General features: G+C 33.1%; 18 protein-coding genes. All 18 read left to right on the forward strand.

Going from position 1 to position 13,271, the window contains the following annotated elements; all coding sequences use genetic code 11:
• Positions 1-60 precede the first annotated feature (60 nt).
• The 18 genes from AMET_RS07025 to AMET_RS07105 all read left to right on the forward strand — a co-directional run bounded on the left by AMET_RS07025 (position 61) and on the right by AMET_RS07105 (position 13,089).
• Positions 61-630, forward strand: coding sequence for a serine hydrolase (locus AMET_RS07025; RefSeq protein ID WP_157047180.1), 570 nt, complete (start codon positions 61-63; stop codon positions 628-630).
• A gap of 303 nt (positions 631-933) precedes the next feature.
• Entirely contained in the window at positions 934-1,101 is a 168-nt protein-coding gene (locus AMET_RS26355; protein ID WP_012062665.1) for a hypothetical protein, read from the forward strand.
• 85 nt (positions 1,102-1,186) lie between these two features.
• On the forward strand, positions 1,187-2,005 hold the full coding sequence (locus tag AMET_RS07030) for a VanW family protein (RefSeq protein ID WP_012062666.1): 819 nt from the start codon (positions 1,187-1,189) through the stop codon (positions 2,003-2,005).
• A gap of 12 nt (positions 2,006-2,017) precedes the next feature.
• Positions 2,018-2,248, forward strand: coding sequence for a hypothetical protein (locus tag AMET_RS07035; protein WP_012062667.1), 231 nt, complete (start codon positions 2,018-2,020; stop codon positions 2,246-2,248).
• A gap of 30 nt (positions 2,249-2,278) precedes the next feature.
• Entirely contained in the window at positions 2,279-3,190 is a 912-nt protein-coding gene (locus tag AMET_RS07040) for a helix-turn-helix domain-containing protein (RefSeq protein ID WP_012062668.1), read from the forward strand.
• A gap of 157 nt (positions 3,191-3,347) precedes the next feature.
• Positions 3,348-3,782 (forward strand): hypothetical protein, encoded by a 435-nt coding sequence (locus AMET_RS07045; protein ID WP_012062669.1) that lies wholly within the window; start codon positions 3,348-3,350, stop codon positions 3,780-3,782.
• A gap of 479 nt (positions 3,783-4,261) precedes the next feature.
• A complete protein-coding gene (locus AMET_RS07050; RefSeq protein WP_012062670.1) occupies positions 4,262-5,077 on the forward strand; it encodes an EFR1 family ferrodoxin in 816 nt (271 codons plus the stop codon).
• Between the two features lie 57 nt (positions 5,078-5,134).
• The gene (locus AMET_RS07055; protein WP_012062671.1) at positions 5,135-6,193 is read left to right on the forward strand and encodes a serine hydrolase domain-containing protein; all 1,059 of its coding nucleotides are present in this window, start codon (positions 5,135-5,137) and stop codon (positions 6,191-6,193) included.
• Between the two features lie 72 nt (positions 6,194-6,265).
• The gene (locus tag AMET_RS07060) at positions 6,266-6,664 is read left to right on the forward strand and encodes a PH domain-containing protein (protein ID WP_041720467.1); all 399 of its coding nucleotides are present in this window, start codon (positions 6,266-6,268) and stop codon (positions 6,662-6,664) included.
• A 71-nt stretch (positions 6,665-6,735) separates the two neighbouring features.
• Complete coding sequence (locus tag AMET_RS07065) at positions 6,736-7,200, forward strand: YbaK/EbsC family protein (RefSeq protein WP_012062673.1); 465 nt, start codon at positions 6,736-6,738, stop codon at positions 7,198-7,200.
• 200 nt (positions 7,201-7,400) lie between these two features.
• Positions 7,401-7,961, forward strand: coding sequence for a DUF1697 domain-containing protein (locus AMET_RS07070; protein WP_012062674.1), 561 nt, complete (start codon positions 7,401-7,403; stop codon positions 7,959-7,961).
• Between the two features lie 196 nt (positions 7,962-8,157).
• Positions 8,158-8,547, forward strand: coding sequence for a VOC family protein (locus AMET_RS07075; protein ID WP_012062675.1), 390 nt, complete (start codon positions 8,158-8,160; stop codon positions 8,545-8,547).
• Positions 8,548-8,636: 89 nt separating this feature from the next.
• Positions 8,637-9,143: a GNAT family N-acetyltransferase gene (locus tag AMET_RS07080; RefSeq protein ID WP_041720469.1), complete on the forward strand. Its 507-nt coding sequence runs from the start codon at positions 8,637-8,639 to the stop codon at positions 9,141-9,143.
• Between the two features lie 96 nt (positions 9,144-9,239).
• Entirely contained in the window at positions 9,240-9,473 is a 234-nt protein-coding gene (locus AMET_RS07085; RefSeq protein WP_157047182.1) for a hypothetical protein, read from the forward strand.
• Positions 9,474-9,582: 109 nt separating this feature from the next.
• Positions 9,583-10,305, forward strand: a complete 723-nt coding sequence (locus AMET_RS07090) for a hypothetical protein (RefSeq protein ID WP_041720471.1) — start codon at positions 9,583-9,585, stop codon at positions 10,303-10,305.
• 137 nt (positions 10,306-10,442) lie between these two features.
• Positions 10,443-11,246: a 2-oxo acid dehydrogenase subunit E2 gene (locus AMET_RS07095; RefSeq protein ID WP_012062679.1), complete on the forward strand. Its 804-nt coding sequence runs from the start codon at positions 10,443-10,445 to the stop codon at positions 11,244-11,246.
• A 63-nt stretch (positions 11,247-11,309) separates the two neighbouring features.
• A complete protein-coding gene (locus AMET_RS07100) occupies positions 11,310-11,897 on the forward strand; it encodes a class I SAM-dependent methyltransferase (protein WP_012062680.1) in 588 nt (195 codons plus the stop codon).
• Between the two features lie 121 nt (positions 11,898-12,018).
• Positions 12,019-13,089 (forward strand): DNA alkylation repair protein, encoded by a 1,071-nt coding sequence (locus tag AMET_RS07105; protein ID WP_012062681.1) that lies wholly within the window; start codon positions 12,019-12,021, stop codon positions 13,087-13,089.
• Positions 13,090-13,271 lie beyond the last annotated feature (182 nt).

Here is a 13,271-nt window from a genome sequence, read left to right on the forward strand (position 1 = left end):
AAAAGTACATACATTGTAGACATAATAATTGATTTATGATCCAGAGAACAAAACCCATGAATTTATCAAAGATCTGAAAAAGTATCTAAGGAGCTAGCTAAACAAAAGCCTAGTTGGAATCCAGGAGAAAAACAAGGGTGCCATTGTTGGACCCTAGGATGGTATGAAGGAGAGCTCTTGCGGAGGGTGGATCCACAACAGAGAAGTTTGGGTGAATCTCTTCAAGAGGGAATTGCAGAACCACTAGGGTTAGAATTATACATTGGACTCCCAGAGAAAATAGATGATTCAAGAATAGCGCATATCAAGGGTATTAATCACCCACTTCAACTATTCCTACAAATAGGTGAAATGCCATTTCCTCTTTTGAAGGAATTTTTAAAACCGTGGTCACTTACAATGAAGGCTATGGTTGATCCCAAAAGACACCTGGCACATAAGAATTTTAATGGTAGGGTCTCACGTTCTTTAGAGTTACCTTCAGGAAACGGTATAGGTTTGGTGAGAAGCATGGCTAAATTATACAGTGTTTTTGCAACGGGAGGTACAGAGTTAGGTTTAAGACATGAAACACTTAATGAGTTAGTAAAACCTGCAATTCCTCCATCAGGAAGTGTAGAGAGTCCATAAATACATCATTTTCTATGGCTAAATCGTTTGTATCATTTCTCATTGGTAAAGCTGTAGAGGAAGGTTACATTGGGATTTTTTAAACCGCCACCATGGATATTACAATTATATGCTGCTAGGTTACTCACGGTAAGTTTTTGTAATGAACATGATATGAAATTTGAAGATGTTGTTTCAATAGGAGATAGTGCGTCTGATAAAAAATATTCGAAAAATGTTTAGGTCATATTCAGGTTACAAGGTAAACGAAGGCTATTCCTATTTGTGAGGTGGATGGTAAAATGGAAAATATTAAATTAAGAAATGAAACCCCTTTTGATTATAGGGCGTTTTCTTGAGGATTCGGTGTATGAAATTGATGAAATAGCCTCAAAAGAATTTGATAAGAGCTTTCCCCCAAAAGATAAACTAAACGGTTTACCTACTCAGAAAAGATTTATCCAATTAATCAATATGAGAAAAACAAGATAATGAGCTCAATCTTTACCAGGAATTGTTTCAATCTTGACTATTATTTTATGTAACGATAATTTCTAGAAGGGGGGATGAAAAAGACATGTCATTATTGAAACCCGTTAAAAGGAGCTCTTTAAGAATATATTGCGGAAAGAAATATTATCGTTTAATGCGATATTTTAATTGGTATCTAGGAAAGAAAAAATATGCTACTCGAAAAGAAAATTCTCTACTACCACATGTGGTTTTTCAGTATAAGACGCCATTACTACGTAAGCTTAAAGGAGTAGATATGTGGTTGCAATATAATAAAGTAAAGAACCTTGAAATTGCTTCAAATAAACTAAACAGGATTATAATAGAACCAAGTGAAACCTTTTCTTACTGGCGCTTAATTGGTAATACAACAAGAAAAAAAGGCTATGTTGATGCTATGGTTTTATTTTATGGAAAAGTGACAACAGGAGTAGGTGGAGGATTATGTCAGTTATCAAATTTGATATATTGGATGACATTACATTCACCTTTAACTGTCACCGAGAGATACCGACATAGTTATGATGTATTCCCTGATTCTAAAAGAAGCCAACCATTTGGAAGTGGCGCAACATGTGCGTATAATTACCTTGATTTGCAGATTAAAAATGAAACAAATTATAATTATCAATTAGTTGTTTATTTAACGGATACAGATTTAATTGGAGAATGGAGAGTAGAGGTACCCCCTACAAGAAGGTACGAAGTTTATGAAAAAGAGCACTGGATAACCCATGAGTTTTGGGGTGGTTATCTAAGGCATAATAAGATACATAGAAAGGTGTACAATCTTGAAAATGAACTGATCGATGATGAATTCATCACTGAAAATCATGCAATTATGATGTATGAACCTATGTTAGACAGCGGAAATTTAAAGTAAATAGCAAGTAGAATGTATTTTGACAAACAGTATGATGAATCTTATAATCAGAAACGATTTGATGAAGTTTTCCCTATACTAAGACAATTAAGTGCATCAGGATGCCAAACCATTGTGGAAGCTTCACCCCCTCTTGGAAGGCAAAATTTAAAACTATTAAATGTAGTTATACCCATATGTGATAAAAAATTTAAATATCATTTAAAATTGTTAGCAATGGATGTCAAGAAAAATAAAACCTAGAGTGATATCCTTTTGATAGGAGGTGGAACCATGGAGCGATGGGAAGTAATAAATGCAGTACAGCGTATGCAGGACTATATTGAACAGAACTTAAACTGTCCTATTACACTTAGTGATCTTGCAAAAGTGGCAGGATATTCACAATGGCATTCTGCAAGGATTTTTAAAGAACTGACCGGTAAGGCACCATTTGAATATATGAGGGCTTTGCGATTGACCAAAGCAGCCCTATTACTACGAGACAAACGAACAAAAGTGATAGATGTAGCATTTGATTTTGTTTTTGACTCCCACGAAGGGTTTACAAGAGCTTTTAGTAAACAGTTTGGAGTATCCCCCAAAAAGTACAGTAATAGTCCGGAGCCTATACAGCTTTTTATACCCAATCGTATTCGTGAGTATTACCTTACATTGCAAAAAGGAGAGGTTATGATGTCTGATAAAAAAAGAACAAATACTGTATTTGTCCAAGTGGTAGAGAGACCATCAAGAAAACTAATTATAAAAAGAGGAATTAAGGCTACACATTATTTTGAGTATTGCGAAGAAGTTGAATGTGAGGTTTGGGGTATACTTATTAGTATAAAAGAAGCAATGTACGAACCTGCTGGTATGTGGTTGTCAGAAAATTTGATTAAGCCAGGGACATCCTCATATGTTCAAGGTGTAGAAGTGCCTATTAATTATGCAGGACGAGTTCCAGAGGGGTTTGATGTTATAGAACTTCCACCATGTAAGATGATGGTTTTCCAAGGAGAGCCCTATGAAGATGAGAAGTTTGTTGAAGCAATTGAAGAATTATGTGATGTTATGAAAAAATACAATCCTCAGATTTATGGTTTTGAATGGGCAGACGATGAAGGGCCAAGGTTTCAGCTGGAACCTCAAGGCTACAGGGGTTATATAGAAGCAAGGCCAGTTAAACAAATAAATAATAAGTAATTACTAATTGCCAAGACTAGGGCAAACACACTCTTACGGGAGGCCACTGAAAAAGTCATAAATGTATGGCTTTTTCTTTTTTTCAATCAATACATTCAATCTAAACATATGCGGAATAATTAGATAATTGAATTATTAATTTTTAAGGAGAATCAATGTGAAACAAATAATACAATGGCTAATATTTCTAATTCCTATTGCATCACTAGTACTAATTGGAGATAAAACTCTTAGAAGATTTCTTCCAGTTACATTGTTTGTTACTGTAGTCAACACGCTTATTTATCAAGCTGCATATCATTATAATTGGTGGAGAGAACCTGGGCTGTTTGACTGGGAAAAAGTGGCAAATATTCCTTGGGTATATAGTGCATATTTAGTAGCAACAATATGGATTTTCAAGTTTACCTACGGAAAATTTATTGTTTACTTAATAACAAATCTAATATTGGATGGTGTATATATATATATATTTATGGTATCCAATACAAGAAAAAATGGGATTAGCAACAGGCGAAATGTCACCACATATTACATATTTAATGATGATTGGAGTAGCCCTTTTAATATATGTTTTTCAGATTTGGTATGAAAAAGATTTACAAAGTAACAAAAGATACTAGCTAAAACTTTCATGATTTCATCTTAAACTAACGGATGCTTATGTTGAAGAAAGAAAAATTAAATAACGGAAGAATTCATTCTTTTTTATGTATACTTAAACCCTACAAAAGTAGGGTTTATCTTTTATCTGAAGTAAATGCATGGATCAAATTGAACGGCGGTTTTAAATTTTATGTTTGTTCATACGTTACATTAAAGTCATACTAGGTAAGAATGTTTACTTCTTCTTTTTAAAGGAAGTTTATGAATTTTCTCATACTGTTTATTTTAGAGAGAAGGAATGTGGAAGTAATTGGAGAAATATACAATAGATTATAAAAATGTTAACTTTAAGGCAAGCGACTTTAGATGAACAGCTGCTAATAGAAAAGAATTTGGGAGTCACTTATAAAAGTAATATCATTTTTATAATAGTTTCTAATAATCTAAAAGTAGAAAGGATTTTGTATGAATACTAAAAAAAGATTATTGATTATATATCACTCAGGAGCAGGCAGTACTAAAACAATAGCAGAAATTTATTGCCAAAAATTAAGTCCATTATATAGAGTAGAGATAAGCTCGATAAATTTAGAATATGATTACAAAAAACTCTCAGGATATGATTTTTTTATTTTTGCTTTTCCTACATATCATTGTGAACCCTCTCATTCCATGATGGAGTTTATTAATAATATGCCTGTATTTAAAGAAAGTAAAGAGGCTTTTGCACTTACAACTTGTGGATTGTATTCAGGAAATACATTGAGGAAATTTATTAAAAAGTGTACGGAAAAAAACATAATAATAAGAGGATGTTGTAGTTATAGAGCCCCCGCAACTGATGGTGCTTTATTATTACCACCAATACCCATGATGTTTAGTTATGAAAGAAAAGTAGCTAAGAAAATAGAGGCAGATATACAAGAAGTAAAAAAAATTATAGAAACTAATGTTAAAAGCATCAAATGTCCACCCTTTAAGCTTTATACAATATTGAACTATCCAAATAAAGTTTTAGGTGAAGCTAAAAAGCATAATTTCAAGATAATGGAAGAATATTGTGCAAAATGCTACAAGTGTATGAATAATTGTATTAGAAATTGTTGGGAAACAAAGAAATCTTACCCCGAACATGAAAACGTTAATTGTGAGTATTGTTTCCGTTGTGTACATCATTGCCCAAAGGAAGCAATAATACTATCAGAAAGAACTAGGAAAAGACCTAAATTAAATGAAAAGTTTTATCATAAGTTAAAAGAAATAATAATGAATGAAGTATAAAACGGACTTGGGTATTGTATTTAGAAAATTAACTGAATTAAGGAGATGAGAAAAAGAATGGTTAATGAAAAATTACTCAATGACTTACTTAATAAAATGGTTGACAACAAAAGGATTTTCAGTGCTGTATTGTGCGTTGAGAATAGCGACAGAAGTTTCTCCTGGACGGGGGCAGCCGGTGATATGCAAAAGGATAGTAGATTCCTCATTGCAAGTGTTACTAAACTTTATGTGACAGCGGTAGTGATGCAACTTATTGGGGAGAATCGTATAGCGCTAAATGATAAAATCTCAAAATATTTACCTGGTCACTTTTGTGAGGGACTTCATGTCTTAAAGGGTGTTGATTATTCTGATGAGATTACGATTGCTCATTTAATTTCTAATACATCGGGTCTACCTGATTATTTCTTTCATAAGCAAGATAATGGTAGAACCGCTGCAGATGAACTGATGGAGGGTAATGATGAAGCCTGGCACTTGGATAAAACAATTGGTTTAATAAAGGATCTAAAACCTAATTTTAAGCCAGGGGCAAAGAGGAAAGCAGCGTATTCTGATTCGAACTACCAGCTCCTAGGTAGAATCATAGAAAATGTGACAGGGAAAAAGATCGGTGAAGTTTTTCATGACTATATATTTTCTAAATTGAATTTACCTAACACCTACGCATATAGTGATACTAACGATAATACACCCGTGCCTTTCTACTATAAATCCCAACAATTGTGGTTACCTCAATATATGGCATCAGTAACAGTTGAAGGTGGAATTGTTTCAACAGCTGATGAGTTAATGATCTTTTTAAAAGAATTTTTCAATGGACGTTTCTTCCCAAAGGAAAAAATCAATGATTTAAAGCAGTGGAATTTAATTCTGCCACCTCCAGGAATGTTTCAATTTGGAATAGGTTTAGAAAAATTATGGATACCAAGAATCGTGTCACCATTTAAACCAATTGAAGAGATAGTAGGCTTTTGGGGACAAACAGGCTCTTTTGCCTTTTATAATTCCCAAACTGATCTATACTTCTGTGGTACCACCAATCAGATAAACGGAAAAGGACATAGGTTAGCTAGTAATGCGATGATGAAAATAATCAAATCTGTATTGTAAGTAGCTACCTACATGTGATAAAAAGATTTAACTTAATTGAGAATTAAACTAGAAGTAGTGGGAGGTTTTTTTATGAAATTTGATTCTAAACGAGATATTTGGATTAGGCTTCTTATCTGGATCTCAGTAGGTGGAGGTTTTATAAATACACTTTTTGCTGAAGGTAGACTTATCAAATTTGTTATGTTATTAACTGTTATTTTTGTGGGATGGCTATGGTTTGGCACAAACTATGGGATTTCAAAAGGAATACTCAAAATAAAATGTGGTCCATTTAAATGGTACATACCCATAAAGGACATCAAGAGTATAAAAAAGACACGCAATCCACTTTCATCTCCTGCACTTTCAATTGAAAGACTGCAGATAAGGTATGGGTACTCTAGCATGATACTTATATCACCTAAAGATAGGGATAGATTCATTGAACTTATTACTAAGGAAAATGGTAATATCATTGTTGACACATAAAAAGGAAGATGGTAAAGAAAATCGTATCCTCTGCTTTTATCCCAATAACAAATAACATACGGAGGTAGAAAATGAAACAATATGAAGAAAAACTTAAAGGGTATATTTCTGAAAGTAACATAGTAGCGGAACAGTTAGTATTTGAAAATGTGTGTCACTCTGTTGAAGAGGCAGCAAATACAGTAGGTGCTTCACCTGAAGACCTAGTTAAAAATATATGTATGGTGGATAATAATGATAACCTCATTGTAGCAATTGTAAAAGGTGAGGATAGAGCAAGTACAAAAAGAGTTGGAAAGGCTTTAAATATTGAAGCACCAAGAACTGCCAACGAGGGTGAGATTCTTGAAAAGACAGGGTTTCCTTGTGGTGGCGTTCCTTCCTTTGGCTATCAAGCTACTTTTATTATTGATCCCAAGGTAATGGAAAAGGAAAGTATATATACTGGTGGAGGCTCCCCACATTCTCTAGTGCGGATAGCAAGTCAGGAATTACAGAGAGCAAACAATGGTTTGATATTAAAGATAAGAAAGTAATGTGGAAGCGGATATTGAAATGATATTAATAAATAATGATGTATTATCGTACGATAGATTGTTAGGTGTAACGATTTTTATTTGGTCATTACTCGTTATGGCTATGTGGTGGGGCTAATATAGGCATTATGTCGTTATTTCTTTTAAAGACGTGACAGTAGGTAAATGTGCGTCCACATACAAATCAAGGGGGTAAGCTCATGATCTATGTTGCTTTACTGCGTGGGATAAATGTTGGCGGGAAAAATAAAATTGATATGAAGCTACTGAAAGAAACTTTTGTACGGATAGGCATGGAATCTGTAGTCACATATATCAATTCTGGAAATGTGATTTTCACCGATATAGAACATATTAAAGAAGAAATAGTAGCGATTATTGAGAAAGCCATATTCGAGAACTTTCAGTTCCATATAAAGGTTTTGATCCGTAGCATAGATGATTTTCATTACATGATGAGAATTCTGCCGGAGTCTTGGAAGAATAATGAAGATATGAAATGTGATGTACTGTTTTTATGGGAAGAAATCGATAATGAGGAAGTACTTAATAAACTAGTAATTAAACCTAAAATAGATACGGTTATGTATATCCCAGGAGCTGTTTTGTGGTCTGTTGACAAGAGAAATGTTACGAAAAGCGGATTGATGAAGCTTGTCAGCACAGCCCTATATAAAAGAATGACAGTGAGAAACGTCAATACGACTCGTAAAGTATATGCAATTATGCAAGGGTTGGACAAAGCTTCTTTAAAAAAATAGCAATGAAGAAATGGATGGTGCAAAGGAACTGAGCAAATTTGTTGTACTTTGGTTCTAGGAACAAGTTGTGATTGACAGTATGTATGGTGATATCAGAACTATTTTGGGGGGCTATTTCTGAAAGATAAGTTATGTAATCCCATTATATTGTGTCTAAATAGACTACTTATTACTTATTAGAAAGGATGTATTAATAGTGAAAATTGAGCATGTTGCTATATGGACTAGAAATATCGAAAAATTAAAGGTGTTTTATACAGATTATTTTGGTGGAATTGCTGGAGAAAAATATGAAAATTCCAAGAAATCCTTTGAATCATATTTTATTAAATTTGATTCTGGTGCCAGACTTGAACTTATGCAGATGCCAACAATTCCATTGAATTTAAATGACACAGAGAATCAACATATGGGATTAATACATATTGCCATTTCAGTGGGAAGCATTGAGAAAGTTAACAGCCTTACAGATGAGTTAATGAAAGCAGGCTGTAGGGTAATAAGTCAGCCACGTTATACAGGTGATGGGTATTATGAAAGTTGCATATTAGACCCTGATGGAAACAGATTAGAGTTAACAGTATAAGCTAATTGAGGGGTTGTGAGATCACTGTAACATTTTAGTTAAATGATTTGGAAAGAGGTATATATTATATAAGGGCTGGAGGAATGATTATGGAAATTTATATTAGACCGATATGTGTTAGTGATGGTAAAGGAGTTAATGAACTTAGACGTATGCCTGGGGTTTTTGAGAACATTCTCGGTATTCCATCTGAGAGAATCAAAAGAAATGAAGATTATATTGTTAATATGGGTAATAACACACACCAATTTGTTGCTGTTGTTAAAGAAAGCGGTGAAGAAAAGATAATTGGCTCTGCTGGACTTGATATATTTCCCAATTCTAGACAACGTCATTCTGCTAGCATTGGAATTATGGTTCATAAGGATTTTCAGAATAGTGGTGTTGGGACTAAATTAATGGAAGCTATTATTGACATTGCTGACAACTGGCTGATGCTCATAAGAGTTGAATTAACCGTTTTTGCTGATAATGAAAAAGCCATTCATTTATACAAGAAATTTAATTTTCAAATTGAAGGGACAAAGAAAAAAGCAGGCATACGAAATGGAGAATACGTTGACGAATTAATGATGGGAAGAATCAGAAGTTATTAGAACCTATGGATGAGTAAATAAAAAACAAATATTCTTTACATATACTTTTAAACACAAGCAATGATTCTGCAATTCAACAAAAATAAAGGAGGAACAATGATGGCAAATATTCTTTTAGTGGCAGGACCAAATTCAAAATATAAGTTTCCAGGTGTTGAACCAGCAGGATTTTGGCATGGTGTTATCGCACCAATCACATTCATAGTGAGCTTATTTAATCCCAATGTACGTATTTATGAAATTAACAATAAAGGGGTTCTGCATGATTTTGGTTTTATACTTGGAGCATCAGGATCAATAGGTGGAGGTGGAACAAGAGTAAGTAAGTAAGTAAGTAAGTAAGTAAGTAAGTAAGTAAGTAATATCAAATAGCCCTACTTCGGATAATTATATATAGAAATAAGCTCATTAAAATTAAAGAAAGAAGATGAGAATTAATATGTTCAAGAAAAATAGAATGTTTATTATCGTACTTCTGACTATCTTTATATCAATATTGACATCAAATATTAGCTATGGCAATTCAGCTGAGCCACCATCTATACTGATTATCGTACCCAATGCCCCAAATGACTTGGAAATCACCATTGGATCTGGAGATACTTCTGCAAAAGCCAGAGAAACAAATAAATTAATTGAAACACATTATACTTTTTATTCCCATGAAATCCGAATGGCTTCTGACTATACCCTTAGGATTAGTACGGGGGAACTCAAGTATGAAATCCCTTTGGAGAAGCCAATAAAATCATATAATAATATATATACATTGGATTTAGATGGGCAAACACTAACCCCTGGAAAACTGTTATCAAGATCCATTTCACTCGTTACCATGCGGGTCATTTTGACACTTCTCATAGAAGGCGCTTTATTCTGGCAATTTGGTTTCAAGAACAAACAATCATGGATCGCTTTTCTTATGATAAATTTAGTGACTCAAGGAGCATTAAATATTTGGATCAATGGATTTCCGCCTATGCAGAGTTACATACTTTTTTCCCTGATATTTGCTGAAATAATTATCATTAGCGCTGAGATATTTGCATTTTTAATGTTTATAAAAGAACATTCCAGGTCTGTAAAGGTATCCTATGTGATTGCAGCAAATGTTCTAAGTTTAATTGTTGGGGGTTACATCATTACAATACTGCCTATATAATTGTGGATGCAATATAGAATTTGGAAATTACCAAATTGAAGAATTAAAGGTGAATAATCTGTGGCATATTGGAATGTTGTATTCTTTAGTATTTCATTGAATTTTTCTAAAAGAAAAGTCGTATAAGGAGGTAAAATGTGAAGAATGTTGGAGAGTACAAAATAGATACATTCCCAATAAGTAGAATAGCCACTATTGATATTGGCATAGCTGGTTTAAAGAAACATCACATAAGAGCACTGATAGAGCTAGATGTTACGGAAGCACGCAAGAATATTTTTGAAAAAAGAAAATTATCACAAAAGATTTCCTTTAATTCATGGTTAATCAAATGTATTGGCTGTGCGGTTGAAGAATGCAAAGAGATCCATGGAATCAGAAAAGGAAAAAGAAAAGTCGTTATTTTTGATGATATTGATATCGCAATAGTAATAGAAAGAGAAGTTCAGGGCAAGAAAGTGCCATTACCCTATGTGATTCGAAAGGTAAATGAAAAAAGCATTTCAGATATTCGCAATGAAACAAGAGATGCACAAAATCAATCCATAGAGGATAACGGGGATTACATATTAGGAGAAAAAAAGAATGATTTTTTAATGAAAGTATATTATTCCATGCCAGGATTGCTTAGGGGTCTAATATGGAAGAATATTATTCGGAACCCCTTTTTAATAAAAGAAAATATGGGAACTGTCATGGTAACATCTGTTGGTATGGTGGGTAGAATAAGAGGTTGGGTGATCCCAGTAAGTGTGCACCCACTTTGTTTTGCAATTGGTTCAATCGTTAAGAAACCTGGTGTGATAGATGATAAGATCGAAATAAGAGAGTATATTTATATAACGGTATTAGTTGACCATGATGTGATTGACGGGGCACCAGCAGTCAGAGCTCTTTCCAAGCTTACAAAATTAGTTGAAAGTGGATTTGGATTAGAGTAAGCCTCTAGACGTATTTAGCCGATGTTAGGCGTGCCTTTTTCACTATCACAAGGAGGAGAAAAAATGAAGGATAAACGTTCATCTATTATTACCCGGTTTGCCAAAAAAGGGATATTTCCATATCAATTTGCATTTACTCTACTTATCCCATTGAGAAATGTGTTCCTTTCGCCCAAAAAACTAATTCAGCGTCTTGAGTTGAAAGAAAATGATAATGTACTTGAAGTCGGGGCGGGTCCAGGTTATTTTAGTTCTAAAGTAGCTAAATCTTTAAAAAATAGTAAATTAACATTAGCTGATATTCAGAGTGAAATGCTTGATTTGGCAAAGAAAAGATTGACTAAGAAGAAAGTTTTTAACGTTGAATATCATTTATGCAATGGTGTTGATTTTCCTTTTGAAACCAATAAATTTGATATCATATATATGGTAACTGTGTTAGGAGAAATTGAAAATAAACAACAGTATGTTAAAGAATTTTATCGATTATTATGCCCTAATGGTATTATTTCTATTTCAGAACAAGGCGGTGATCCAGACAAAATGTCGATAGAAGAAATTAAAGATTTATTACATGATTGTGGCTTTGAGTTTGATAAGTTGTATGGAAGAAAAAGTAATTTTACTATCAATTTTCGGAAAAAATCATGAATCAGCTAATGCTGTATTACTGCTCACTGGTTGCGAAGAGAAGAGCCTTGATAAGGAAGAAAACTTTAATTTTTTAATGGATGAGAATGCAATTATTGTAGAAAAAAGGAGATAGGCAAAAATGGCAGAACTTCTTAAGAATCTATATAGCAAAACATTTATAGAAAGTTTTTCTGTATCACTTGAACAAACACTGTCAAAGTTTGATAGAGAATCTTTTGTGAATGACGTGATGAGTGATGATTGGGACGAAAAAGAGTTAAAACAAAGAATGAAGCATATTGCAGTTGTTCTGAAAACTTATTTACATAATGATTACGAGAAAGATATTCAAACAATTATTCTAATAATTAATCAAATAAGGAAAAGTGGATTAAAAGAAGAAAGTATTGAATATATGTTTTTCCCTGAATTTATAGAGAGATATGGTCTTGATTATTTTGATATTTCCATCAATGCAATTGAGGAAATCACTCAATTTACAAGCTGTGAATTTGCAATAAGACCATTTATAAAAAAATATCCTGAAAAGACAATGTCAGTAATGTTGGACTGGTCATATCATAGTAATCACTTAGTTAGACGATTATCAAGTGAGGGGTGTAGACCAAGGCTTCCTTGGGCAATGGCATTGCCTGATTTTAAATTAAATCCGCAACCTATTTTACCAATTTTAGAGAATTTAAAAAATGATACTTCTGAGTTTGTAAGAAGAAGCGTAGCAAATAATTTAAATGACATAGCTAAGGATCATCCAAATATAGTTATTGAAATTTCAAAAATGTGGAAGGGTGATAATAAAGAAACTGACTGGATCGTAAAACACGGCTGCAGGACATTGTTAAAGCAAGCCAATCATGAAGCATTGAAACTATTTGGATTTGAAAATGGAGTGAACTGTAAGATAACAAAGTTTGAAATTCATTCAGACGCTATAAAAATCGGTGATAATTTGGAGTTTTCATTTGAGCTTATGAATGATACGGATAAAGAACTAAAATTAAGAATTGAGTATGGCATTTATTATATGAAAGCCAATGGAAAGTGGAACAGAAAACTATTCAAGATAACTGAAAATACATATAAAAACAATGCTACATATACCTTTAAACGCAAACAATCATTCCGCAACTTGACAACTAGAAAACATTATTTAGGTGACCATAAAATTGCCTATTCATTTCAGAGCTGATTTCTTGGGTCTATATTATTGAGTTGCAAGCTAATTAAGACTTGTATTAATTAGCAAATCGGGGGCACCTAAATTTGAAAGTGTGCTTAGATTTTCAACATCGGTACTAATAGAAGTCGCTTAAATTAGTAGAAATAATGCTGCTAGACATTTTACGTGTTTCAATACATAATTTCAAGTAT

Source organism: Alkaliphilus metalliredigens QYMF (genome assembly GCF_000016985.1).
Classification (GTDB): domain Bacteria; phylum Bacillota; class Clostridia; order Peptostreptococcales; family Natronincolaceae; genus Alkaliphilus_A; species Alkaliphilus_A metalliredigens.